Origin of the sequence: Parabacteroides caecihominis, assembly GCF_023656785.1 — a bacterium.
In the GTDB taxonomy this organism is placed as follows: Bacteria; Bacteroidota; Bacteroidia; order Bacteroidales; family Tannerellaceae; genus Parabacteroides; species Parabacteroides segnis.
This window is the reverse complement of sequence record NZ_JAMOKS010000017.1, coordinates 60,581-87,115: the sequence shown is the minus strand read 5'-3', so window position 1 is coordinate 87,115 and position 26,535 is coordinate 60,581. Positions and strand designations below refer to the sequence as shown.

Here is a 26,535-nt window from a genome sequence, read left to right as displayed (position 1 = left end):
TTAATGCTTTTTATATCAAAGCAACACTTTTCCGTAAAGGTCGAAAGCCTGTGATTCTTCGATATTTACGTTGTAAAACTCTCCCGGTTTCAATGAGTGCTCTTTAAAAACAATCACTTCAGGATCTACCTCCGGAGAATCGAATTCGGTACGACCGATATAGCCGTCTTCCTCTTCCCGGTCGATTATTACTTTAAAAGTTTGACCCACTTTCGACTCATTCACCCCGGCAGATATTCTTTCCTGTATCCGCATGAGATAATCCAGACGTTCCTGTTTGACTTCGTCGGCCACATCATCCGTATAATTTTTGAATGAATAGGTACCCTCTTCATGGCTATAGGCAAAAGCACCCATACGTTCGAAACGTGCCTTTTTGACAAACTCGACCAGTTCTTCAAAATCCTGCTCCGTTTCACCCGGATGGCCCACCATCAAGGTTGTACGGATATGGATACCCGGAACTTCTTCACGGATGCGTTCCAGCAAAGCATACGTTTCTTCCTTCGTGATATTGCGGCGCATTTTTGTAAGCATCGGATCGCTGATATGTTGTAAAGCGATATCCAGATATTTGCAGACATTTGCACGTTCACGCATCACCCGCAACAAATCATAAGGGAAATGGGTAGGATAAGCATAATGCAAACGAATCCATTCCACTCCGGGGATATCAGAAATACGTTCGACCAGTTCCGGCAACGCGTACCTTTTATATATATCTTTTCCGTAATAAGTCAAATCCTGGGCGATCACCTGAAATTCTTTTACACCCTGTGCCACAAGCAAACGGACCTCTTCTTCTATCTGCTCCATCGGAAGGGACTGGTAATGTCCGGTACTGATAGGAATGGCACAATAGGAACAAGTTCGGTTACACCCCTCCGCTATTTTCAGAAAGGCATAATGTTTCGGGGTGGTCAATACACGGTCGGAAGCCAGTTCACGATGATACGATTTACCGATATCAGTAAGAAGTTGCTTCCAGTTGAATTTACCGTAAAAGCGGTCTACCTCCGGCAATTCCTGTTTCATTTCCTCCAGAAAACGTTCGGTGAGACATCCCATTACATACAACTGGCCGATCTTTCCTTTTTTCTTGGCTTCACCCAGTTCCAGAATCATGTTTATCGATTCTTCCTGCGCATCACCGATAAAACCGCAAGTATTAACGACAACGATCTCCCCGTTTATTTTATGCGGATCATGCTCCACCGTATAACCGTTAGCTACAAACTGACGCATCAGCTGTTCAGAATCAACCAGATTCTTCGAACACCCAAGCGTTATGATATCTACTTTATTTTTCCTCATATTATTTTACGGACTGAAATAACTAGTTCCCCTCTTGAGAGGGGATAAGGGGTATGTTATAATTCTGTCCAAAAACAGGCTTTAACACACCCCCTGCCCCCTCTCAAGAGGGGAAAAGTTACTCTTATCTGGTATTATTATTCTCCAAATAGCGAATTGACAAATTCCTTTTTATTAAAGACCTGCAGATCTTCCATTCCTTCACCCAGGCCGATATACTTCACCGGGATACGAAAATGGTCTGAAATACCGATCACTACACCACCTTTAGCCGTTCCGTCCAGTTTCGTTACAGCCAAGGCATTCACTTCGGTTGCAGCAGTAAATTGTTTTGCCTGTTCAAAAGCATTCTGACCTGTCGAACCGTCCAGGACCAACAAAACTTCGTGAGGAGCATCAGGGATAACCTTCTTCATCACATTCTTAATCTTGGTCAACTCATTCATCAGGTTTATCTTGTTATGCAAACGGCCGGCCGTATCGATGATAACGACATCCGCTCCATTTGCCTTGGCTGAACTAAGCGTATCAAACGCTACGGAAGCCGGATCAGAACCCATCTTTTGCTTTACGATAGGCACGCCTACCCGTTCACTCCAGATGACAAGCTGTTCCACCGCTGCGGCACGGAATGTATCGGCAGCTCCCAAATAGACATTCTTTCCGGCTTTCTTGAACTGGTAAGCCAACTTTCCGATCGTAGTAGTCTTACCGACACCGTTCACACCGACTACCATAATTACATAGGGCTTTTTATCTTCCGGCACAGTAAAGCTTTCGGCATCTTCCGTATTGTTTTCGGTAAGCAGAGTTGCGATTTCATCGCGCAACAATGTTGTCAGTTCCTGGGTTGTTACATATTTATCCCGGGCTACGCGCTTTTCGATACGCTCAATGATCTTCAACGTCGTATCTACACCGACGTCGGAAGTTATAAGCACCTCTTCCAGATTATCCAATACTTCATCATCGACCTTGCTCTTACCGGCAATAGCCCTGGTGAGTTTAGAAAAAACATTTTCTTTTGTCTTAGATAACCCTTTGTCTAAAGTTTCCTTTTTTTCTTTACTGAAAAAGCTAAAAATACCCATATATTAATTCGCTTAATTTATTTCTGCTTAGAATGAGGCTGCTAAGTTACAACTTTTTTAGTTGACAGATGACAGTTGACCGTGGAAAGTTATTTGTTTTCCGTAAAAACAACCCTGTCACTTGCTTGTTGCAACTTAACCGTTTCTTCCTTTATAGTCTTCGTAGCCGAATGTTCTGTAGACCACCAATTCATCATCCTTACTCCAGAGAGCCAATGACGGATGCGGTATGCCGTTGAACATGGATGTTTTGACAATCGTATAGTGAATCATATCTTCAAAGACGATCTTGTCCCCTATCTTCAGCGGTTCATCGAATGACCAGTCTCCCATATAATCACCACTCAGACAACTGTTTCCGCCGATTCGGTAAGTAGGCTTTCCCTCTACCGGATCTGTTGCATTACGGATAACCGGTTTATATGGCATCTCCAGGCAATCAGGCATGTGGCAGGTAAACGAAGCGTCAATTATAGCCGTCTTTATTCCGTGGTTTTCAACGATATCCACAACGGTTGTCAGGAGAAATCCCGTTTGCCATGCAAAAGCACTTCCTGGCTCCATAATAATCTCTAAATTAGGATGCTTAACCTTAAAACTCTGAAGTAATGATATCAGATGCTCCGTATCATATCCTTTGCGAGTCATCAGATGTCCGCCGCCCATATTCAACCATTTTATATGCGGAAGAAAACGTCCGAAACGCTTCTCCACTTCTCCCAATGTTTTTTCCAGATCGAACGAAGTCGATTCACATAATGTATGGAAATGCAATCCTTCCACTCCTTCCGGTAACTTTTCACCCAGCAGGTCGGCTATAATGCCCATCCGCGAACCGGGCGCACAAGGATTGTACAAATCCGTTTCCACATCCGAATATTCCGGATTAATGCGTAAACCGCACGATACCCGATTCCCGTCTGCCTTTACCATCGGATAAAAACGCTCGAACTGAGACAAGGAATTAAAGGTTACATGACTGCTGTATTTTAATATGGCAGGAAAATCCGCTTCCGTATAAGCCGGCGAATAGGTATGTGCCGGACTTCCCATTTCTTCAAAAGCCAATTGTGCCTCAAACTTCGAACTGGCCGTTGAATAAGGTATATACTCACGAACGATCGGAAAAGATTTCCATAAAGCAAATGCTTTAAATGCAAGGATTATATTCACTCCTGCCCGCTCCTTCACACTTTTGATCAGTGCCAGGTTATTACGAAGCAGCTTCTCTTCCATTACATAACAAGGAGAGGGTATTACGTTGAAATCGATCATTTAGTTTCTTTATTCTATTAAACAAGCTACAAAGATAATCTTATATTCATAATATCCCACCTTATAGACCTGAAGAAGATTTACAACATAGTTTTTCTTCCCCCTTTAACAATATTTACAAGGCTTATCATAGGATTGCTACTAAAATTAAGTAGATTTGCTAAAAAATAGTAGACTATTAATCAGAAAATTAAAAACAGATGGAACGATTGACAGCACAAGAAGAAGAGATCATGTTGTATATATGGAAGTTAGGTCCCTGTTTCATCCGGGATATCCTGAATGAAATACCTGAACCCCACCCTCCTTATACCAGTGTTGCATCCGTTGTGCGTAACCTGGAACGTAAAAAATATGTACGGCCCAAAAAGTACGGAACGATCACGGAGTTTTCGCCATTGGTAAAGGAAGCAGAATATAAACGGACTTTTATGTCGAACGTTGTTAGAAATTACTTTACAGGTTCTTATAAAGAAATGGTATCATTCTTTGTAAAAGACCGTAAGTTATCCAAAAACGATCTTCAGGATCTGATGAATCTAATTGAAAATGAAGAATAATTAAAACCGATCCGTTATGACGCCGCTATTTATCTATTTTATCAAAGTAAACCTGGCGTTGGCTTTACTTTATATCAGTTACCGGCTGTTGTTCCGTAATGACACATTTTTCGGACTACGGCGGATAACATTATTGGGTATGTTGCTGATCGCTTTTCTGTATCAACTGCCGGACATCAGTAGTTGGCTATCGACACGTCCGACCATATCGGAAGTGGTCTCCTACTATTCAACGATCTTACCCAAAGAGATGACGACTGAAGCGATTACAAACCCGGATAAAATAGCCTATGAAGTTAATATGGACTGGGGAAAGGCAGGAATGACCGGACTAATAATAGTCTATTTAATGGGAGTATTACTTTTAACCATCCGAAGCATTGCTGAAATAACAAATTTATTCATAACATACCGGCAGAGTCGGAAAAGCAGGATAAACGGTGTTAAAGTTTGTCTAATTCCGGAAACAGAGGAACCCTATTCTTTCTTCAGATGGATATTTATTCCTGCCAAAAAACAAAGTAAACTTATGCTGGCAGAAATTCTACAGCATGAAACTGCCCATGCTCGGCAAATACATTCCTTTGACGTGTTGGTTGGGGAGTTTGTTTCTATTATCTGCTGGATCAATCCATTTGCCTGGTTCTTTAAAAAAGAGATCGGATTAAACCTGGAATATCTAGCAGATCAAGAAGTTATGTATGCAGGCTATAATAAAAAAGAATACCAGTATCATCTTATCGGGATGGAACATTCCAATACGGCTATAGCAAATCTATATAATAATTTCAGTGTCTTACCATTAAAAAAGAGAATTACTATGTTAAACAAAAAAAGAACGAATGGTGTCGGAAAAGTAAAGTATCTGGCACTTGTTCCGATGGCAGCAGCTATGTTATTGTTCAATAACATTGATGTGATGGCCCGGATTGTAAATAACCAGACAACAGAAAAGCCTAAGGCTGCAGCTGTTGTAACTACTCCCGAAATTGTCCCGACAGTGATAGAAGAAGCACCACTGCCTCCGGATGATGACAAAGTGTATACGGTTTGTGATGTAATGCCTGAATTTCCAGGTGGGCAGGATAAACTATTGCAATATTTAGCCAGTAGTATAAAATATCCGGCTGAAGCTATTGAAAAGAAAGAAGAAGGACGAGTAACACTGAGTTATATTGTTGAAAAAGACGGAAGTATATCGAATGTTGAAGTAATACGTAGTGTATCTCCCTCTTTAGATGCAGAAGCTATACGAATAGTTAAAGCTATGCCTAAATGGACACCGGCAAAAAGCAAAGGGGAAATTGTAAGAGTCAAATATACAGTTCCGGTAACATTCAGAATGAAATAATCATCCAGTTAACATTTTATTCCCTTTTTTGAGTAGACACAAAAAAGGCATGAAATCTTCAAAATGCTGCCAGGCGATAATAAAGATAACATGCCCCGCCCTCTCAAAAAGGGGAATATTTTTTTATTAGTTGTTCATACTTACAAAGGTATAGATTTTTTATTCGATTCAAACTTTCTTACTTGATATAAAATAGTATATTTGTTACTTGTATAAGTATCCTGTAATTCTGAATATCATGAAACGACTATTATTACTTCTACTTCCTTTTTTATGTCTGTGTTGTAATTCATCCGACAAAGAATATGAAGATTACTCGAAAGAAGTTCTTATCACCGGGAAAGTTTTGAACAGAGATTTTTACCCGCAGGAAAAAGACTTAACACTTATCGTTCCTTTTTTCCGGGATCAGGAAACGAAATATGTTGTTCCTATTGCAGAGGACGGTAGTTTTTCATTTCATTTTTCTCCTTACGCTAAACTCCGGAATATACAGATCAATAAGTTTGCAGACCATATATTAGTCAGCCCAGGCGATAGTTTGCATGTGGAGATAGACTTTAAAAATATACTTAATCCGAAGATTTTTGGAGATGCAGAAAAAAGAAATCAGGAAATAAATACTTTCGTACAGAGCGGACGCTATTATATAGAACACTATTCGATCAGAGGAGATCTGGAACCGGAGGCTTTTGATGCAGAACTGCAACAAGAATATCAACTACGACAAGAACGCAGACAGGAGTTTCTCGAAAAATACAAACCGGATGAAGAAATACAGCAATACACAAACAAACTCCTGAAAATCGATTATTATTGCACACTAATAAGCTACCTGAATAACCGGAACTGGCAAAATAAAGATATCTCCAGATACAACAAACAGGAAATATTTGTTAAGACCGATTCTCTTTTCGAAGGGGAAATCATTCCGTCAAATATATTCAAACTGACAGAGATCATTAACTCTTTTATCTCTTACCCAATATATAAGATGAAGAAAGAGAAGACTACCCTCGATGATATCATAGCAGCCTACCCTACTGGAAAGAATATCAGGCAATATCTTTATGCTGCATCAATCTCACAATCGTTAATAAGTAACGATACAACACTTTTTTCCAGTCGGCAAAAACAGCTTGATTCAATTGTGCATATTCCTGTTTTAAACTGTGAGCTTCATCTGGCTTATCAAAACAAAAAAGATTTTCTGAAAAATCCCCGTACCGTATCCAATTATATGCTTTATGGGAACTATTCTGATATGCCAAACTCAAAGATCGACACAGATTTTATGAAACCCATTTATGAAATACTGGACAAATATAAGGGAAAAGTAATCTACCTGGATTTTTGGACTACATCATGCCCCCCTTGCCTGAAAGAAATGGAACCACTTAAAAAACTTCGTAAAGAATATTCTCAGGAAGATGTCGTTATAGTAAGTATTTGTGCCGGCGGTCCCAAAAAGACATGGGAAGATTTAGTGAAACGGCTGGATCTGCAACAGCCAGGTATCGATTGCCTGTATCAAACAGACATTTCGGATGAGAACTCTTTTTATAAAATATTGAACCGACTGGAATTAAAAGGTTACCCTCATTATCTGTTACTCAATCGGGAAGGGATCATTGTGGATTACGGGACAGTGGTACGTCCCAGTGATCCGCGAACCAAACAGAAAATAAACAGTTTATTGTAAATGTTTATCCGATAATCGTCAACCGGGCAAACTTCAATAGTAACTGTTTTTGTCCGAAATGGGTGAATGCTACCGTTGCTTTTGCATTTCCGCCATCGCCTTCGATAGCAATGACTTCTCCTTCTCCAAAACGGTCGTGACGTACTTTTGCTCCGACACGTAAACCGGAAAGGTCGGATGCAGGAGCAGAAGACGACGCCGGAATGGATGTTGCTGTTTCTACTTTTGTCAAACGCTGACGTTGCAGTGCCTGTGCCACAGGAGAGATAAAAGAAGGTTCTTCCTTCTCCACTACACGTGGCTGCTGGAAAGGCGAAGTAAATGCCGGACGCTGGAACCGTTCGCGGGCAGCAGCAAAAGTGTCTGCCGACGAATCCGCCGGAACATCCAGGAAGCGCACATCGATATCTTTCAGAAAACGGCTGGGAGAACACATGGCGCTTTGTCCGTTCCGGAAACGACTTTTGGCATAAGTCAGCACACAGTTTTCTTCGGCACGAGTGATTGCTACATAGAACAAACGACGCTCCTCTTCTACCGCACGCGGATTATCCTTGGACATAGATGATGGGAATAACTCCTCTTCCAAACCGACAACAAACACATTTTTAAATTCCAGTCCCTTAGCGGCATGTACGGTCATCATCGTTACTTTATTAGCCTGCTCGTCTTTGTCATTATCCTGGTCGGTCAGCAGGGATACTTCCGAAAGGAAATCTGCCAGAGAGACCTGCTCGACTCCTTCTTCACGTCTCAACTCACAAAACTCAGCAATACCTTTCAATAACTCCTGCAAGTTCTCTTGTTTACTAATCCCTTCCACCGAACGGTCCTGAAAAAGAGAACTGACAATCCCGCTCTCCTTGACCACTATTGCAGCCATTTCTTCGGCGGACAAGCGGGTGTTCTGCTCTATGAAGCGTTCAATCATCTCACGGAAATCAGTCAGTTTCTTCGCTGTCCCGCTATTGATAGGCAAGGCGTAGTCGATAGGAGCATTCAGTACCGTCCAAAGACTCACGTTATTTTCCGTGGCTGCACTTATCACTTTATTGACGGTCGTATCTCCGATGCCTCGCGACGGATAATTGATAACACGCTTGAATGCTTCTTCGTCATGAGGATTCACAATCAGGCGCAGATAAGAAATGATATCTTTTATTTCCTTCCGCTGATAAAATGACAAACCGCCATATATTTTATAAGGAATACCTCTTTTACGGAGCGCCTCTTCCAGAATACGCGACTGTGCATTCGTCCGGTACAGGATGGCAAAGTCCGCATAATCATAATCCTTGCGCAACCGCAACTCATTGATTGCAGAAGCAACAGCATATCCTTCCTCATAATCCGAATAAGAAGCAGAGATACGCACTTTGCTACCCTCCTCCTTTTCCGAATAGACATTTTTATGAATCTGCTCCTTGTTCTTATGAATCAAGCTATTTGCCGCATTTACAATATTTTGTGTAGAACGGTAATTACGCTCCAGTTTAAAGATACGGCATCCGGGATACTGATTTTTGAATTGCAGGATATTGTCAATATTGGCACCACGGAAAGAATAGATACTTTGTGCATCATCCCCTACCACACAGATGCGGCGATGCTGCTCACAAAGTCTTTGGACTATCAAGTGCTGCGCAAAGTTCGTGTCCTGATACTCATCAACCAACACGAACTGGAAGAAACTGCGGTATTTCTCCAGCACCTGCGGATGGTCACGGAACAGGATATTTGTCTGAAGTAACAAATCATCGAAGTCCATGGCACCGGCCTGCTGGCAACGGTTCTGATACCGTTTATAGATTTCACGCAGTAAAGGAACTTTCGAATCTATGTCATGCTGCATCAGTTCCTTGCTTTGTTCGTAGGCTTTCCAGGTAACCAGCGCATTCTTGGCATTAGAGATACGGCTTTGCACCATGCCGAGACGATATACCTTATCGTCCAGCTGCATCTCTTTAATGATAGCTTTCAGCAGGCTCTTCGAATCTGTCGTGTCGTAAATGGTAAAGTTGGAAGGATACCCGATATGCTCCGCTTCATAACGCAAGATACGTGAGAAGATAGAGTGAAACGTCCCCATCCACAGACGGCGGGCCGTCTGGTCACCAGTAATGGCGGCGATACGTTCCTTCATTTCACGGGCTGCCTTATTAGTAAAAGTCAGTGCCAGGATACTTTGAGGTGCCAACCCCAGATGTACCAGATAAGCAATCTTATAAGTAAGCACCCTGGTCTTACCCGAACCGGCACCGGCAATCACCAATGACGGACCTTCGTTATATTCCACAGCTTCGCGCTGACTTTCATTCAGTTTATTCAGATATTCTTCCACGTACCTTTTCTTTTAGGAACACAAAGGTACTAATTTTATTCATTCGGATTTCATTAAATCATCATTCGCTATACTACGGGAGGCTTTCCTGACACTCTCTTTCAGTTCGCCGAAACGGTAACTGACTGTTATACCGAATGCATTATCATAATAACGGACATTTTGTTTAAGATGAAAATCCGGATAAACCTGTTTACTGGTTGTTTTTGTATAAGGTTGCAGGAAATTCTGGGCACGAAGCGAAACTGTCAGCTTCTCTCCCCCAAACGATTTGGAAACGGAAGTGCCATAATAATAAAAGATTTCCGGATAATATCCCAACGTAATCTCCTGTTTTCCACATCCTCCGGATAAGGCCAGCCGCCATCCGTAATTGAACTTTTGAGAGAAATTGGTATATATCCCTCCGTTAATCCCGTTATTGCTCAAACCCTGCAACAAGTCTTTATATTCCTTTGCCAGACTCATATCCAGATAATAGAGGGAAGCATTAACCGATAACGTTGTTTTTGCAGAAGGATTATATCCGATGTAAGTACTGATTCCTCCTCCTTTAGACATTTCGATATTGCCATAAGTAGAGTTAAGTACATTCTTTTCATCCAGGAACTGATAGTTTCCAATGCCTCCGCTTGATGTCGAATAAAGCAAAGAAGCCTGGAAGTTAAACTTGGATGCAAAATAACTATAAGCCAAAGTAATGCGATGATGTTTTTCCGATTCCAGGTCCGGATTGCCATAACTGATGCTGCTTCCGGATATTTTGACATAAGGATTCAGATAATTGATACCCGGCCTCCGTAAACGGAGATTATAGGACAGGCGCAAATTCTGATGGTCGCTTATCTTAAAGGAACCGGAAAGCGAAGGAACCCAATCTGTTGCCTGATAATCAAAATCAAGACCTTGCCCCTCTTTATAATCGACATCCTGCCAGGTATGTTCCATCCGGATACCGCTGTTCAATCCCCATTTCTTATTATTAAATGTATAACCGGCATAAGCTGCCATAATATTTTGCAGATGTTCATAGGTTAGAAACGGCTGGTAACCGGAAGGCCGCCATGCTTCTTCCTCCCCGCTTTTTATTTCAGAGATTGCACGGCTGCTATTACTCCGGCGGATATATTTCATTCCACCTTCCACACTATGTTTTTGAGTGAACGGGTTTACATAATCCAGTTGCAACGTATGTTCGGTCCCCCGGGCCTTATTCCATTGATGATTATAGTTATCCAGGTATTGTAACGAAGGCGAGTCACCCTCCTTACCGGTAATCTTTGAAAAACTATTCATATTATTGGGAGAATATCCATATTGATAAGATAAGGTCAGCATCTCTTTTTTATTCCGCTTAAACGACCGCTGATAGTCTGCCTTAACCGAACTATATCCCCAATTGTCGTGGTTATCGATATCGTTTCCGTAAGAATAAACCGGATTATACGCGGAGCTCTCCATTCCATACCTATTGAAATAGGTTGTCTTGTTACGCCCGTCGTTCAGAAAGCCGGAAAGCGTAATCAGATTCAACGAATCGATTTCGAAGCTGGCTTCCAGTCCGCCATAATGTGCCGGGGTTTTCGAGCGCAGGTCAAAATGCTGGGTTAAATACGTTTCATCCGGATTATTGAATTGCTCACGATACGAATCCGACTTGATTTTGCTTATATAATGGCTGAAAGAATAATTGGCCGAAAGGGAGAATTTCCCATACTTGATTGTCGTATATCCGCCGACCAGCTGAAACCGGCTCATTAAGGTCGTATTCAGATTTGCACTGTATCCTTCAAACTCCGCGCCTTTGGTTATCACATTCAGTATTCCGCTTACGCCTTCCGCATCATATCTGGCTCCCGGGTCGGTTATCACCTCTATTTTTTTGATGGTATGGGCAGGAATGCTCCGCAATGTTTCCTTCGGATTATTGGACAGTATGCCGGAAGGCTTGCCATTCATATAAATACGAAAACTGCTGCTACCATTCACTTTGATGTTATCATCGCTGTCGACCGTCACAAAAGGGACTTTACGAAGCATTTCAAGCAATGTATTTGTTTTCGAATCCGCATCGTCCGCTATATTATAGACAATCTTGTCCACCTCCGCCTTTATCAGCGGCTTGACGGCCACAACGCTTATTTCCGAAAGTTCTATTTCCCGCTGGTAAGCCAACGAATCAGTCGCACTGCTCTTTACTTCCTCTTTTTGCTCCTGTCCATACATCCTGAAACAGCCGACCAGCAAAATCAACATACCCAAACTTACTATTCTTTTCATATAACTATATTGTTTGAATTATCCGGAAGACAAAAGTAGACGCGAGGCGGAACGACATCGTAAATAATTAGCCTACATCTGTCTGACATTTATCTGACATTTCCATGACATCCTGTTATTTAAAAGGATTCAGGCAAATTGATACGATTGTGTTAGCAAGGATTACAATAAATTATTACCTTCGGGCGTTAATAAAAGAAAAACGATGAACACACGGTTAGCAGCAAATCTATCGGTACTCTTTACAGCTTGTATGCTTGTACTATCATTCAGTTTCGGCTTTCACAACTACTCGGAGGCACAGAAAGCAATCGTTTCGGACCTGAACCAGGCATTGCAGCAGACCATTATGCAAAATTCCGAGCTATGGATGAATCAGGATACGCTCAAAACCTATTCACGCCTGTCCGCCGTTTTCGGAAATCCCGTTTCCATCGAAAGTTATAACAAAGATTTTGCCGAAGCATTGAAGTTCGAGCAATTAAAAGATAAAAGCGGCATCATCGTACATGTAAAAAACAAGAAAGCCATAGATAAACCGGTAACAGACGCAACGCCGGGAAAAGACCAGACTAAGAATTACCTGGCAAGCGATACCGTTATCTGGTTAAGTGCAAATCTGAACCTCCCCGAATCATCCCAGGAAGATTTGGGAATCTCTTTTCAGGGATATGTAAACTATTCAGCCTCCGACGTCCTGGCGCTGACAGACAAGAAGGTTCCCCTCCTGCTCCTGTTGCTTGCCCTCCTGGCAGGTTGTTTTTCGTGGTTTTTAATGCGGCGCAAGCAGGCTGAAGCTCCTGCACAAAAAGAAAAACTTATCGCTTTCGGAAATCTTACTTTCTCATGCGACAAGGCTTGTTTCTATAAAGAAGACCAAGAAAAACTACGGTTAACCCCGCAGCAATATAAAATAATGGAAATGTTCTATCTTACCTCTTCCCATATATTAGCACGCACTGATATTTGTGAAGCCCTATGGCCCGGCAAGGAGAATGCCGACGAAACGCTGAACACCCTGATACGCCGCCTCCGCCCGCTTATCGAAGAAAACAGCAACCTCAAAATAACGACAGACCGCGGACGGGCTTACCAGCTGGAAATCAAAGAACCGGTAACAGAGGCCTATACCCAGACTGCCTGAACACGGAGAAACTTTTACACGTAAAAGAATAATTATGAACAAAAATCAGCAACCGGAATGGCTTGAATGGGCCAAGGAACTACAATTTATCGCACAAGCGGGGTTAACATATTCAAAAGATGCTTTTGATATCGAACGGTTTGAACGCATCAGGGAAATATCGGCCGAAATAGTCAGCCGGCAAACCGGTTTGCCTCTGGAGAAAGTAAAGGACTTGTTTTGCAACGAAGAAGGTTTCCAAACACCTAAGCTGGACACAAGAGCCGCCATCTTTAAAGACAACAGGATATTGCTGGTCAAAGAAAAAAACGGTACCTGGTCGTTACCCGGAGGTTGGGTGGACGTTAACCAGACCATAAAGTCGAACACGATAAAAGAGGTAAAAGAAGAAGCCGGCTTAGACGTCGAAGCAACCCGGATTATAGCGGTACAGGACCGGAACCTGCATAATCTGCCTCCCTATGCTTATAATGTCTGCAAAGTTTTTGTCCTCTGTGAAGCCAAAGGCGGAGATTTTCAGCCCAACATAGAAACGATAGAAAGCGGTTATTTCAGCCTCAATGAAATTCCCCCGCTAGCCGAAGAAAAGAATAATAAGGAACAGATAGAAATGTGCTTTGCCGCCTACCGGGATAAAGACTGGGTGGTACAGTTTGACTGAAAACCACGAATATCAATCATAAAACGTAAAACCATGAAGACAAAGTATTTATTAGGGATTTTGTTTGTAACAATGTTCGCCGCATCATGCAATAGAACCATCGATAACAAGCACAGGTCATTGACTATACAAACAAAAGGTATAGAGTATGATTCTTTGTTCATCCGAAACACGGAGATTCAGCCTTTCTTTATAAAAGGGGAAAAAGCGGATAGCATTACATGGACATTTCAGATACCGGACAGCCTGTATAAAACGACAGCGTCTTTTGAGATACTCCCCAAGCCTTTTGACTGGAATACAAATACCACCTTTAAAGCATCATTTATAGCAACCATAAATGGAAAAGACCTTTATACGCATCAACTGACACTCGATGAAGAATCATCCCTTTTCACCCTGGCATATAAGGATTGCAAGACAATAGAGAATATTTTCTTAAATGCCAAAACTCCGGAAGGAACAGACAGCACAGTTATAGGAAAAATCAACCAGACGATATTTACGGTGGAACCTGTTGAAGATTCCGAAACATATATCAGATTGATTGACCCTTTTTACAGCCTTTTCATGAGTCAGAACGATACAACCTATGAAGAATATGTAAACAGATACACCCTATTGGCCAAACAATATCCAGATTCAAAATACCTGATCTCCCAATTCGCCAACCATCTGAGTCAATATAAGGACAAGAAAGATGTTCAGACCATTTATACTAATTTCTCAGATAAATATAAAGGTACAATCTGGGGAGAAGCCGTTGAGAAATATCTGACTGCAAAATTCGAAAACATCAGTCTGCCCGATGCTTTAACGGAAGAAAGCACTCCAATCATAAAAGACTCTACACGATGTACGGTCATCATCTTTTCTGCTTCCTGGTGCCAACCTTGCCATAAGCAACTTCCTGTCCAGAAAGAAATTTATCAGAAATTGAAAGATAAAGTAGATTTCGTAACCATATCTATAGATGAAAAGAAAACAATCAAACAATGGCAGGAATTTGTGAAGAAAGAGGAATTACCCTGGAGAAGCCTGCTAGCCTACCAGGATATAGCCGGAGTACGTGGCAAATATTATGTACCTCACATTCCACATACCCTATTAGTATATCCCGACGGCAATTTCGAACCATTCAATTTATGGGAAGAAAATGAGATAAACAAGTTATATGCATTAACAGGAAACTAAGCTAAACTTGCCGTCAGAATGAAAGTTGTACCAATATTACGGATATTGTTACCCTAATTACATGTCCCTGTTTTTAGATATAAATCTCTTTGTATCTTTGTTACTGTTCAAATACTTACGACTTTGGAAAGTAAAACGATAAAAATAGGAACGGTTCACCAATGTAACTGCTACATGGGCAGCAAGACATTGCATCCTCTGGTCAGCGTCATCGACTTATCCGACAGCAACCTGACGCAGCAAAACATCAAGTTAGGCTTTTATGCCGTCCTGTTAAGGGAATGCCGGTGCGGGGATTTCCTGTACGGACGTCAATATTATGACTATTCTGACGGTACGCTCCTGTTCCTCACACCGGGAGAGACCATTGCAATGGATAACTGCTTATTACCGCAGAAAGGCAGGATGCTGGCATTTCATCCGGACCTTATCGGTTGCACTTCGTTGGGACAGAATATACAGGATTACTCATTCTTTTCTTATCACAAAAATGAAGCCCTCCATATCTCGGCACGTGAGAAACAGAAAGTATCGGAATGTTTCGATAATATCCGTGAAGAGTTACAGCATGCCATAGATTGCCACAGCAAAACGCTGATAACAAAATATATCGAGTTGCTGCTGGATTATTGTACACGTTTCAACGAACGCCAGTTTATCACCCGTTGCGAAGCCAACAAGAAACTTCTCACCAAATTTGAGAAGATACTGAATGAATATTTCGAAGCAGACCGGGTGAAACGCAATGGTTTGCCTTCGGCTGAATATTGTGCGGATTTACTTCAGCTGTCACCTTCCTACTTCACGGATTTGCTGAAATATGAAACGGGGAAAAACATAAAGGAACACATACAGTTCAAACGTATCGAAATCGCCCGGCAACGGCTTCAGACAACCGACAAAACCGTCAACCAGATTGCTGACGAACTAGGCTATTCTTCAGTCCAGTATTTTACCCGGTTATTTACCAAAATAGCCGGATGTTCACCCAACGAATACAGGCATCCCAACTGATACATTATATATACCTCCCTGACACGCCAATTATCGTATGATTTAACTTGTTATCCGGATTCAGAGACGTTCAATCTTTAGAAATAATTGAGTTATCTGCTAATTATGGGATGAACCAATTAGTGACGGTGCCTTCAGGCTGTAAGCCTGTAACAAACTAGCCCAGGGTTAGAACCCTGGGTTCCCTTGAATCCTTCTCTTTCTGAGGCACCCTGTAGGGGTGCGACAAGACGAAAAGGGTTGATATTTAGCTTGTCACGCCCTTACAGGGTGGAAAGGCAGAAGCGAGTTTTCATAAACCCAGGGTTCTAATCCTGGGCTGGTTTGTTAAAGCCTTACAGGCTTACATTGACACCGTAAGGGCGGTTCGCGAACCGCCCCCTACCAACGACGCTACATTCAAGTTTGATAAATAGTGACTCATATCATAAAATAAAAACAGTTTCTTAGATGATAATTTAAATAGTTAATAGCATCTACAACATCTACAATTATATCTTAAATCTTTTATAAATAAACATCTTATGTAATAGTTGTAGATGATTTTATATCTACAACTACCATCCTTTATCTACCACTTTATGCACTATCTTGCTTTTCGATGGAGAAAGGAGGAGGGATGAATAAAAGTTTCTTGTGGAGGAAATAAAAGTTTTGTGCGGTGGAAACTTTTGTTTTCTCAGCACAAAACAAAAGTTTAGACAGCAGAAAAACAAATAAACTATACCTGACAGCAATTATGGACATAGAGATAAATGTAATACCCCACAAGTGTAAGATGGTTACATGTTGTATTTGAAAAGTAACAATAATGGTAGATATATCCCTACTATTGTAGATACATTTATATCTACATTCATATTATAGTCCGCTAATAAACAATAAATTACAACAGGAGTTGTAGATATTGTAGATAAGAACCTTTGAACTAAATCAATTCCGTCAATAGTTTGTTGTTTATTGTTCCAACATACCTTCCAGATAACGTTCGGGCGGTAATCCGATGCGCTGCATGAATCCGGCAAGAGCACTAAAATTCAATTCTTCTTTCTCACTGTTAAGCAAAGCAACCCGGCGAATCACACTTAACGGCAAAGAAATGGGAACGGAAGGCAGCAATTGTCCATTATCATACCGGTAACCGGCTTCAGACGGACTGCGGAGGACTGCCAGCCGCCATTCTTTTTCCGAAGCAGATAATGGTTCCTCTACTTCCAGGCAGGCATTGCATAAAAGGGAAAAGAAACGCGAATCGGCAGTAAAGCCGCTGTGTTCTTCATCGAAAAAGAATTTATCGTACTCGCGGTCCATCTGAGTAATGAAATTATCGAGTATCTGTTTTTCGTCGTATTTACAACGTACCAGGAATATGTTTTCAAAAAGACAATGTTCGGCTAATTGCTCATAGTCAAAGGATAACCGCAGATAAGGCTGTCGGGTTGACCACACCTTTTCAGGCAGAACGGTTTCATTCTCATAGAAGGAGAACTTATAAAGTTCCATCTCCGGCCCGATCAGCATCCGGCGCTTTTCACGAAAAAAAGGAATAGCCTGTTTACTGCTTTCCAAAGGGATACCTTTTTGTACCTCATATTCTCCGATAGCCTTCCGGAGCAGTGATAATCCATATTGATATTCTTCTTCAGGAACCGTATATAATAAATTCTCAGCCTGTAAAATAAGTGCCGGTTCACCGGCCGGTCCGGTGCATCCTTCAACGAACGATTGCAATGATATATAGCCTGATAATTCCATTAATTTAATATTTTTTGTGGGCAAAGATACACTATAATTCAGAGAATTACTACCTTTGTTTCAACTATAAACAATTCTAATAACCAATTACAAGAAGATGAAACGTCGTGATTTCTTAAAGACCAGTGTAGTAGCTGGTGCCGCTCTCTCAATAGACTTTACCGGGTTGCAAGCTGCGTTATCCAGCAATACGATGGCAGTGGAACAGGCTCCCGAAATGGTCGCTGTAATGGGTGGCGAGCCCGAAGTCATGCTTGACAAAGCATTGGAGACCCTGGGGGGAATCGGTAAATACATCAAGAAAGGGCAAAAAGTCGTTATCAAACCGAACATCGGCTGGGACCGTACACCGGAACTGGCTGGAAACACCAATCCGGAACTAATCAAGGCATTGGTTAAGAAGTGTCTGGAAGCCGGAGCTGAAAAAGTGACTATTTTCGACCATACCTGCGACAACTGGCAGAAATGTTACGAAAGCAGTGGCATCGCCGCTGCTGTCAAAGAAGCCGGGGGTATCATCATGCCTGCCAACGATGAGAAGTATTTCAAAGAAGTATCCATCCCCAACGGAGTAAAAGTAAAGTCCGCAAAGATACATGAAGCGTTGATTGAAGCGGATGCGTGGATTAACGTACCTATCCTGAAGAACCATGGCGGAGCGAAACTGTCGTGTGCCATGAAGAACTATATGGGTATCGTGTGGGACCGCCGTTTCTTCCATCAGAACGACCTGCAACAATGTATCGCCGACATCTGTACCTGGCAGAAGAAACCGGTATTGAACATTGTGGATGCTTACCGTATGATGCATCAGAACGGACCGCAGGGTAAAAGCGCTGCCGACGTAGCTACATTGAAATCCATGATTGTTTCCCCGAATATCATTGCTATCGACACGGCTGCCCTGGCTTTGTTCAACCAGGTAAAGAAACTGGATATGGAGGCCGTAAGCCATATCAGCAAAGGCGAAGAATTGAAACTGGGAACAACGGATTTGAAGAAAGTCAATATCAAACGTATTAAGATTTAATGAAGCGATTAAATTATCAGAAAGGAGTGAGAGTACTTCTCGCACTCCTGTTTTTTGTACCCATACTCTTGTTTTTTCTTGATTTCACCAACAAGATGCCGGTGGATGTACATAAGTTTCTGCATATCCAATTATTACCCGCAGTATTAGGCGGTATGTTTGGTATTGTTGCAATATTACTTATTATGACATACCTTTTTGGACGTATATACTGTTCAGCCATTTGTCCGGCCGGGATTCTGCAAGATATCATCAACCGTTTGTTTTGTATTGGTAAAAAGAAGAAAAAAGGTGTTCGCCGTTTCAGTTATCATAAGCCAATGAACTGGCTACGGTATTCAATACTGGCCCTAACAGTGGTGACTACCGCATTGGGATTTTCCGGGTTATGCTTATTGCTCGACCCTTATAGCAATTTCGGTCGTATAGCGGCAAATCTGTTTCGTCCTGCTGTGATGTGGGGAAATAATGTATTAGCCGACTGGCTGATGAAGATGGATAACTATTCTTTATTCCATGTTACAATCAGTACGGTTAGTATTGCCGGATTAATATCTGCCATTGTTGCACTGGTCGTATTTATTGTAATGGTCATTTTCCGGGGGCGTTTGTTTTGCAATACATTATGTCCGGTTGGTGCTTTACTCAGCCTGGTATCACGTTATTCACAAATGCGTATCTCGTTTGACAAGGAAGCCTGCAACCATTGCGGCAACTGCGAACGAACCTGCAAGGCGGAAGCTATTAATGCAAAAGAGATGACGGTCGACTCTTCGCGTTGCGTGGATTGCTTCAATTGCGTTTCTTCCTGCTCCAAAGGCGGATTGCAATACCGTTTCAAACCGGCTTTCCGTAAAGAGAATGCCGATACGGACAGTTCCAATGCGATCCCGTATCAAACACGGGAACAGGTAAGTGCTTCTAACAGCCGCCGTACTTTCCTGGCAACCGGAATAACGGTTGCTGCAACATTGCCCGTTGTTTCGGCTATAGCAGACGGCGTCGGACAAGCCAAAGGACATGGTCAAGGCAACGGTCACGGAAAGAAAAAAGGCCGGAAGAAATGGCCGCCCATCACCCCTCCCGGTTCCCTGAACCTGGAACGGTTTAAAGACAAATGTACGGGATGCCATATCTGTGTCGTGAAATGTCCCAGTCAGGTATTACGTCCGGCAGGGCTTGAATATGGTTTCGACTATCTATTGAAACCACGCATGGCTTATATCAGCAGTTATTGTAACTATGAATGTACCATTTGCTCGGAAGTCTGTCCGGCCGAGGCTCTCAAACCGATTTCCGTAGAAGAAAAGAAATCGTTGCAAGTCGGCATTGCCACCTTCTTTATCAACCGTTGTATAGTGAAGACGGAAGGGACCGATTGCGGTGCTTGTTCCGAACACTGTCCGACACAAGCGGTACATATGGTTCCTTATGAAGGGACGCTGACTATTCCCGAAGTAAATCCGGACCTGTGTGTCGGTTGCGGCGGCTGCGAATCCATCTGTCCGGTACGTCCGATGCGTGCCATTATTGTAAAAGCAAATACGGTGCATCAGACCATTGTTTTGCCGGAAGAGGAAGAAGTTAAAAACGTAGAAGTCGATGACTTCGGATTCTAACGGAAAAATGCTACCTTTGCAAGCAAATTTTGCAGAATGAAATTCGAATTACAACACAACGATACTAAAACAAATGCAAGGGCGGGCTTGATTACAACCGACCACGGGGTAATCGAGACGCCCATTTTTATGCCTGTCGGAACACAAGGCACAGTGAAAGGAGTCCACATGACCGAGTTGAAAGAAGATATCGACGCCCAGATTATCCTGGGTAACACCTATCATCTTTATCTTCGGCCGGGTCTTGAAATACTGGAAAAGGCCGGCGGACTTCATAAGTTCAATACATGGGACCGTCCTATCCTGACCGACAGCGGCGGATTCCAGGTGTTCTCGCTTTCCGACAACCGTAAACTACATGAGGAAGGTGCCGAATTCCGCTCGCATATCGACGGTTCGAAGCATCTCTTCACACCGGAGAAAGTAATGGATATCCAACGTATCATCGGAGCCGATATCATTATGGCTTTCGACGAATGCTGTCCGGGTGATGCCGATTACGACTATGCCAAGAAATCACTGGGACTGACCGAACGCTGGCTGGACCGTTGTTTCGACCGTTTCAACACTACGGAACCGAAATACGGATATCAGCAATGCCTTTTCCCGATTGTACAGGGTTGCGTATATCCGGACCTGCGCCGTCACGCCGCTGAAAACGTTGCCAGGAAGGGAGCTGACGGGAATGCCATCGGCGGACTGGCTGTCGGCGAACCGACCGAGAAGATGTATGAAATGATCGAGGTTGTAAATGAAATATTGCCGAAAGACAAGCCCCGTTACCTGATGGGTGTCGGTACGCCGATAAACCTGCTGGAAGCTATCGAACGCGGCGTGGATATGTTCGACTGCATCATGCCGACCCGCAACGGACGCAACGGGCAGCTTTTCACCCGTTTCGGCACCATCAATATCCGTAACAAGAAATGGGAAGACGACTTCTCTCCCATCGACTCCGACGGAAACTCATATGTGGATACGCTTTACAGCAAAGCCTACCTGCATCATCTGGTCAAAGTAAACGAACTGTTGGGCTTACAAATCGCCTCCATCCATAACCTCGCCTTTTACCTTTGGCTGGTGAAGGAAGCACGCAGGCACATCATTGCCGGCGATTTCTCTACCTGGAAAAGCGGCATGGTGCAACAACTAAATAATCGGTTATAATGGGATTGTTGACAAAAGACTGTAGATGGCACGCAGTCTTTTACAACAGCCGTAATTAATTAACGATCTATATGAAATTCAAATTAAGACGGATAGACTGGTATATCATCAAGCAATTTCTCGGGACGTATGTTTTCGCGATTATACTGATTATCTCTATCTCGGTAGTTTTCGATATAAACGAGAAGATTGACAAGTTCCTGAAGCCGGACGTGCCCTTGCAGGCCATTATCCTGGATTATTACATGAACTTTATCCCGTACTTTGCCAACCTGTTCAGTCCGCTGTTCACGTTTATTGCGGTTATCTTCTTCACCTCCAAGCTGGCAGACAATTCGGAGATTATTGCGATGCTTGCCAGCGGCATGAGTTTCCGGCGGCTTATGTTGCCGTATGCTATTTCGGCGGGGATTATTGCGATAGCCAGTTTTATATTGAGCGCGTTCATTATCCCTCCCGCCAATATTACACGTATTGACTTCCAGAATAAGTATATCCGAAATAAAAAGGTAGAATATGCCCGCAATATCCAGATTGAAGTGGAACCGGGCGTGATTGCCTATTTCGACCGCTACGATGCGCGTCCGAATATGGGTTACCGTTTCTCTCTGGAGCATTTCGAAAACAAGAAGCTGGTATCCAAACTGACTGCCAACTCCATCAAATACGACTCTCTGTACAAATGGACTGTCATTGATTATATGATACGTGATTTCGACGGAATGCGCGAACATATCACCGAAGGTTCCCGCAAGGACACTACGCTGACGATTATTCCTTCCGACTTCCTGATTTCCGTCACCGACTGCGAAACGATGACTTCACCGGAGTTGGCAACCTATATCGAACGTCAAAAAACGCGTGGTATCGGTAATATCCAGACATTCCAGATAGAATATCATAAGCGCTTTGCCTCCATCATGGCGGCATTTATCCTGACCTCCATCGGGGCGTCTCTTTCTTCGCGCAAAATTAAAGGGGGAATGGGATTGAATATCGGTATCGGACTGGCGCTGAGTTTCTCCTATATCCTGTTTACGACGGTGACATCGACCTTTGCAATCAACGGATATGTGAGTCCGATGGTGGCAGCCTGGATTCCCAATATCCTTTATACGTTTATCGCCATTTATCTATATCAGAAGGCACCGAGGTAATACGGGATCTCAAACTAAAATGAAAATAATAGATACAAAACCCAAGCCGTTTCAGCGGTCATCCTGTAACATTTGGACTGATCCTTACATACAAAAGCAAATGTTACAGGAACATCTGAATCCAGAAACGGACGGTGCCAGCCGCAATTGGGCATCTATCCTGAAAATTGTTGATTTCATAAATAGCCATATCCGGCCGACCTCCCATATACTTGACCTCGGGTGCGGACCGGGATTATATGCTGAGTTATTTCGTTACCAAGGTCACGAAATAACAGGCATCGACTTCAACAAAGCCTCTATCGATTACGCCTCCCAACGAAGGAAAGATATCCGGTATATCCAGGATGATTATATTCTCCATTATCCGGCGGGTAATTATGATGCGGTCATGATGATTTATTGTGATATGGGTACCCATTCCGACCAGGAACGCGATACGTTGCTCCGCCACATCTTCGACTCACTGACCGAAGGTGGGAAACTTATCTTCGATGTTTTTACCGAAGAGCTTATCAAAGACAAACGGGAAGAAAGAAATTGGGAATGCAGTCCATCCGGCGGCTTTTGGAATGACAGCAAATACCTTCTGTTAAGCCAGACATTCCATCATCCGAAAGAGAAGTGCTTCACGTACCAATACAATCTGCTGACAGATGATGAAATAAAGCATTTCATCGTATGGGACCGTTATTATAATGAAGAGGAAATCTGTACATTATTGAAAAATGTAGGATTTAAAAGTTGCGCGGTATATAAAAATATGCTGGATACAAATAATTTCACGTCAAATCATGAGATGTTTGTGGTGGCGGAAAAGTAAATATAATATATAACAAAAGATGCTACCTAAAACAGATAGCATCTTTCTATAAATCTTGTGAATATTCTATTATTCAAAAACGACTTCGAGTTCATCTACAAATAAAGTACTTCCTGCAGCACCATTAAATGTATCTCCTTTTGCACTGGAAGAACAAATCAAAGCTAACTTATACAGTTTTGTAGCATCATATGTTTTACCTTCCAAATACTTAAATTCAAGACTAAAAGGAGTATATTCCGATTTAGCTGATCCGTCAGCCAATTGTGCTATGGCAACGATCTTTTTAGAACCACTGATATCCACCCCTGTCAAAGTTTCACTTTCGCTCGAAACTTCATATAAAACTCCTTTTATACTACATTCGTCTGTCAACTCAGGATGTTCTACAATTTTATCTTTTACAGAACCATCCAAGAACAATTCACCTGGAGTATATTTATAATATCCATTAAAAAATAACGGTTTTTTATCACACATGATTCCGAACTTCGTACTGTTTAACTGATTTGAGAAATCAATTGCAAAACGTCCGGTATATAAAGAACCAGAAGTAAGAGCTGGTGCCATAGATACATCAGCTGTATAAACTGTTATCAGTTTTGCAGCTGTCCCTTTTACTGCATCATCAGTCGGAACAACCGGGAATTCACCGGTATAACCTAAGAGTGCCAACAGGCTAGCTCCGGCAGTACTTGTTGCCCATTTATCATCAGGAGACGGAGTCTTATATGCAGCTTTACCGGTACCTTTATCCAGCCATTCGTCTAACGAATATTGTAATACCTTACCAGCAACAGCAACCGTATAAGTCGTTGTTACAATTCCATCTTCCGAAGTGACGGTATAAGTGACCGGCTTAGAAAAATCTTGAGCTACCCCGCTTGCCGGAGTAATCGTTGCTTTATCTGAAATCTTGATGGTAGGAACCAAAGCAGCCAATTCTTCCGCTTTGATCGTATCTGTTACCATAAAAGTAATGCTTGTTCCATCAATAACTGGCTGTGAAACCACTTCTTTACTATCAAAAGTAAACTCCGTAATCTTAGCTTCCGAACTCTGGTCGGCTGCTAATTTCGTTCCTGTAAAGTCTACCTTCACATTGATCGCAGCACCTTCCTGAGTTGCCTTTACATTGATAACCATTTCCAGCTTTTCACCTGTGATCGTACCGCTCATCACCACGTCACAATCGCCGACTACAGGCAAGGACAGTTTTTGTTCGCCATCAAACTTACAAGCATTGTCACCCTGTTTTTCTACATTACATTTGTCTACGGAAATGTTTCCGAGCGCCATCGCACCGAAGCTGAAGTTCTTCAGTTCCATCTTGATCTGGTTGTCGCCAACCTTTGTTACATACACCTTTTGGGGAAGATCAGCACCTACTTTAGTTCCGTCCAGGTCTACGTCCAGTGTTCCTTTGTATACACCGTCAAATTCTGTTCCGATAGGTTCTACCTTATCGTCATCACTACAAGCCGAAAACAGGCCTAGCATGCAAAGCAGGCCGAAGAAATACATTAATTTTGTTTTCATAAATCTGTTAGTAAACTAATACCTTTTTAATTAGTAAAATAAAGTTTTTTAGCGGTACGAAGATAAGGATAATTTTTTATAAAACGTTTTGTTCTGGAAAGGCATTGACGGATAAATTGATTGGGAGATATCAAACCCCAATAATACCGCCAGTCATGAGGTGTTTGTGATAGAGAAGAAATAATATATGACAAAAAGAGGATGCATCATTGACGCATCCTCTTTTCTCAAACAATATGACTATTCTTGCTTATTAGTTAGCTTTTAAATCTAAACCTAAATCGAACGCTTCTGTAGCATCCCAATTATTACTGATAGCTGGTAACAACATACCTGCCATGGCGGCATCTGGAGGAATAATACCTGCTGTACTCAACATATTCCATAGATTCAGGAAATCAGAAGAATCGTCACGCATTTTCATGATCGGGTCGAATGCATTCTTGTCAAGGTAAATATAAGTATGTCCATTCTCTGTTTTTGTACTCATGGGTATTCCATTAACAGCCCAATCCTGTAATAAAGCAATCGTTTCATCACTAACCGGAATTTCACTTACTTTGAGTAGACCAGCCAATAACTGTTTTAATTGGGCAGGTTCACTTGTCAATACTGTTGTTATGATCTCAGACATTCCATCAGCATTGCTACCCATCGCTTGCCCGATAATATTGCCTAAATCGAGTTTCATATATAGTTTACCATCTTTATGGAACCAATAGGCCAGGTGTTTAGGAGCATCTAACCAATCGGAAGTTGGGATAAGTGCTTCTACAACCTCTTTTGCCGGTGCCTGGAAAATCCAATTTGTATCGAATTCAATTTTTCCCTCTTTTATATATCTAGCTGTGATTGTACCATCTGTACCTAAAGTTACCGAATTTAATACTTGTGGAAGAAGTATCCCGAAAAGACCTCTGAATATGGCTCCGTAAGATGTACCGTAATCAGAAGAAGATGTAACACAAACATAGTTGACGTAACCAGCACCCGCAAGTACAGCGTTCGGATTCTCATATCCGTTATATTCGAGTGGTCCGGTTGTATAATCTGCCAGACTATAAGTTTTCGCCCATCCGTTCGGGTCATTCATCACGACAGTCAGTTTCAATGTCATTACTTTCTCTTTTACAGAACCGGCATACTCCACATTAGCATAAGTAGTAGTAGCTGTTCCTGAAAATTCGCTGTTTTTAACCTCGACATTAGAGATTGTAGTTTCATTTTCTCCCGGGATTATATTATTCAGTAAAAGTTTCCCATTGTTACCACTGGTAGCCGAGAAAGAAACTTTCTTTCCGGTCAGAGCCATATCACCATATGAAAGCACTAAATTTTCTCCACTGTAATCACCTACCAACTCTTCCCAGCTGTTGTCAACTTTTTCTTCCTCATCGTCACTACATCCTGTAAATAAGCCGATAGAACAAATCAATGCAAATAAATAGACTAATTTTTTACTCATAGTAAATACGTTTAATATTATTATTAATGTTAATAGGGTGCGAAGATAAGAAC

General features: G+C 42.2%; 20 protein-coding genes. 12 read left to right on the top strand and 8 right to left on the bottom strand.

Annotated features, from left to right (window positions below; genetic code table 11):
* Positions 1 to 15 precede the first annotated feature (15 nt).
* From rimO to nspC, 3 genes are all read right to left on the bottom strand, one after another.
* On the bottom strand, positions 16 to 1,314 hold the full coding sequence (gene rimO / locus NBH14_RS15570; RefSeq protein ID WP_186960501.1) for a 30S ribosomal protein S12 methylthiotransferase RimO: 1,299 nt from the start codon (positions 1,312 to 1,314) through the stop codon (positions 16 to 18).
* Positions 1,315 to 1,451: 137 nt separating this feature from the next.
* Positions 1,452 to 2,405: a signal recognition particle-docking protein FtsY gene (gene ftsY / locus NBH14_RS15565; protein ID WP_007656544.1), complete on the bottom strand. Its 954-nt coding sequence runs from the start codon at positions 2,403 to 2,405 to the stop codon at positions 1,452 to 1,454.
* Between the two features lie 135 nt (positions 2,406 to 2,540).
* Entirely contained in the window at positions 2,541 to 3,680 is a 1,140-nt protein-coding gene (gene nspC / locus NBH14_RS15560) for a carboxynorspermidine decarboxylase (protein ID WP_186960502.1), read from the bottom strand.
* A gap of 200 nt (positions 3,681 to 3,880) precedes the next feature.
* Here nspC and NBH14_RS15555 point away from each other — a divergent pair, with 200 nt between their 5' ends.
* The 3 genes from NBH14_RS15555 (at position 3,881) to NBH14_RS15545 (ending at position 7,293) form a co-directional block, all read left to right on the top strand.
* Positions 3,881 to 4,240 carry a BlaI/MecI/CopY family transcriptional regulator gene (locus NBH14_RS15555; RefSeq protein WP_186960503.1) on the top strand — a complete coding sequence of 120 codons (360 nt, stop codon included), beginning with the start codon at positions 3,881 to 3,883 and terminating at the stop codon, positions 4,238 to 4,240.
* 16 nt (positions 4,241 to 4,256) lie between these two features.
* Positions 4,257 to 5,591, top strand: a complete 1,335-nt coding sequence (locus NBH14_RS15550; RefSeq protein ID WP_186960504.1) for a M56 family metallopeptidase — start codon at positions 4,257 to 4,259, stop codon at positions 5,589 to 5,591.
* Positions 5,592 to 5,829: 238 nt separating this feature from the next.
* The gene (locus NBH14_RS15545; RefSeq protein ID WP_186960505.1) at positions 5,830 to 7,293 is read left to right on the top strand and encodes a TlpA family protein disulfide reductase; all 1,464 of its coding nucleotides are present in this window, start codon (positions 5,830 to 5,832) and stop codon (positions 7,291 to 7,293) included.
* A gap of 4 nt (positions 7,294 to 7,297) precedes the next feature.
* Here the strand turns inward: NBH14_RS15545 and NBH14_RS15540 are convergent, their stop codons facing one another.
* Together NBH14_RS15540 and NBH14_RS15535 are read right to left on the bottom strand one after the other, a co-directional pair.
* The gene (locus NBH14_RS15540) at positions 7,298 to 9,634 is read right to left on the bottom strand and encodes an ATP-dependent helicase (protein WP_186960506.1); all 2,337 of its coding nucleotides are present in this window, start codon (positions 9,632 to 9,634) and stop codon (positions 7,298 to 7,300) included.
* 39 nt (positions 9,635 to 9,673) lie between these two features.
* Complete coding sequence (locus tag NBH14_RS15535; protein ID WP_186960507.1) at positions 9,674 to 11,914, bottom strand: TonB-dependent receptor domain-containing protein; 2,241 nt, start codon at positions 11,912 to 11,914, stop codon at positions 9,674 to 9,676.
* Positions 11,915 to 12,119: 205 nt separating this feature from the next.
* Here NBH14_RS15535 and NBH14_RS15530 point away from each other — a divergent pair, with 205 nt between their 5' ends.
* From NBH14_RS15530 to NBH14_RS15515, 4 genes are all read left to right on the top strand, one after another.
* Positions 12,120 to 13,058, top strand: a complete 939-nt coding sequence (locus NBH14_RS15530) for a helix-turn-helix domain-containing protein (RefSeq protein WP_186960508.1) — start codon at positions 12,120 to 12,122, stop codon at positions 13,056 to 13,058.
* A gap of 34 nt (positions 13,059 to 13,092) precedes the next feature.
* A complete protein-coding gene (locus NBH14_RS15525; protein ID WP_186960509.1) occupies positions 13,093 to 13,719 on the top strand; it encodes an NUDIX hydrolase N-terminal domain-containing protein in 627 nt (208 codons plus the stop codon).
* Between the two features lie 33 nt (positions 13,720 to 13,752).
* Positions 13,753 to 14,913, top strand: a complete 1,161-nt coding sequence (locus NBH14_RS15520) for a thioredoxin-like domain-containing protein (RefSeq protein ID WP_186960510.1) — start codon at positions 13,753 to 13,755, stop codon at positions 14,911 to 14,913.
* Between the two features lie 123 nt (positions 14,914 to 15,036).
* Positions 15,037 to 15,927: a helix-turn-helix domain-containing protein gene (locus NBH14_RS15515; RefSeq protein ID WP_186960511.1), complete on the top strand. Its 891-nt coding sequence runs from the start codon at positions 15,037 to 15,039 to the stop codon at positions 15,925 to 15,927.
* A 957-nt stretch (positions 15,928 to 16,884) separates the two neighbouring features.
* Here the strand turns inward: NBH14_RS15515 and NBH14_RS15510 are convergent.
* Positions 16,885 to 17,682 (bottom strand): hypothetical protein, encoded by a 798-nt coding sequence (locus NBH14_RS15510; RefSeq protein WP_186960512.1) that lies wholly within the window; start codon positions 17,680 to 17,682, stop codon positions 16,885 to 16,887.
* A gap of 97 nt (positions 17,683 to 17,779) precedes the next feature.
* Here NBH14_RS15510 and NBH14_RS15505 point away from each other — a divergent pair, with 97 nt between their 5' ends.
* The 5 genes from NBH14_RS15505 (at position 17,780) to NBH14_RS15485 (ending at position 23,478) form a co-directional block, all read left to right on the top strand.
* Positions 17,780 to 18,712: a DUF362 domain-containing protein gene (locus tag NBH14_RS15505; protein ID WP_186960513.1), complete on the top strand. Its 933-nt coding sequence runs from the start codon at positions 17,780 to 17,782 to the stop codon at positions 18,710 to 18,712.
* Positions 18,712 to 20,331, top strand: a complete 1,620-nt coding sequence (locus NBH14_RS15500; protein ID WP_186960514.1) for a 4Fe-4S dicluster domain-containing protein — start codon at positions 18,712 to 18,714, stop codon at positions 20,329 to 20,331. Before NBH14_RS15505 ends, NBH14_RS15500 begins: the two co-directional genes overlap by 1 nt.
* 36 nt (positions 20,332 to 20,367) lie before the next feature.
* Entirely contained in the window at positions 20,368 to 21,498 is a 1,131-nt protein-coding gene (tgt, locus tag NBH14_RS15495; RefSeq protein ID WP_186960515.1) for a tRNA guanosine(34) transglycosylase Tgt, read from the top strand.
* Between the two features lie 71 nt (positions 21,499 to 21,569).
* Positions 21,570 to 22,655 (top strand): LptF/LptG family permease, encoded by a 1,086-nt coding sequence (locus tag NBH14_RS15490; protein WP_007656526.1) that lies wholly within the window; start codon positions 21,570 to 21,572, stop codon positions 22,653 to 22,655.
* Between the two features lie 19 nt (positions 22,656 to 22,674).
* Complete coding sequence (locus tag NBH14_RS15485; RefSeq protein ID WP_186960516.1) at positions 22,675 to 23,478, top strand: class I SAM-dependent methyltransferase; 804 nt, start codon at positions 22,675 to 22,677, stop codon at positions 23,476 to 23,478.
* Between the two features lie 69 nt (positions 23,479 to 23,547).
* Here NBH14_RS15485 and NBH14_RS15480 read toward each other — a convergent pair whose 3' ends face one another.
* Positions 23,548 to 25,017, bottom strand: a complete 1,470-nt coding sequence (locus NBH14_RS15480; RefSeq protein WP_250817628.1) for a PCMD domain-containing protein — start codon at positions 25,015 to 25,017, stop codon at positions 23,548 to 23,550.
* A gap of 253 nt (positions 25,018 to 25,270) precedes the next feature.
* Entirely contained in the window at positions 25,271 to 26,482 is a 1,212-nt protein-coding gene (locus NBH14_RS15475) for a DUF4925 domain-containing protein (RefSeq protein ID WP_186960517.1), read from the bottom strand.
* Positions 26,483 to 26,535 lie beyond the last annotated feature (53 nt).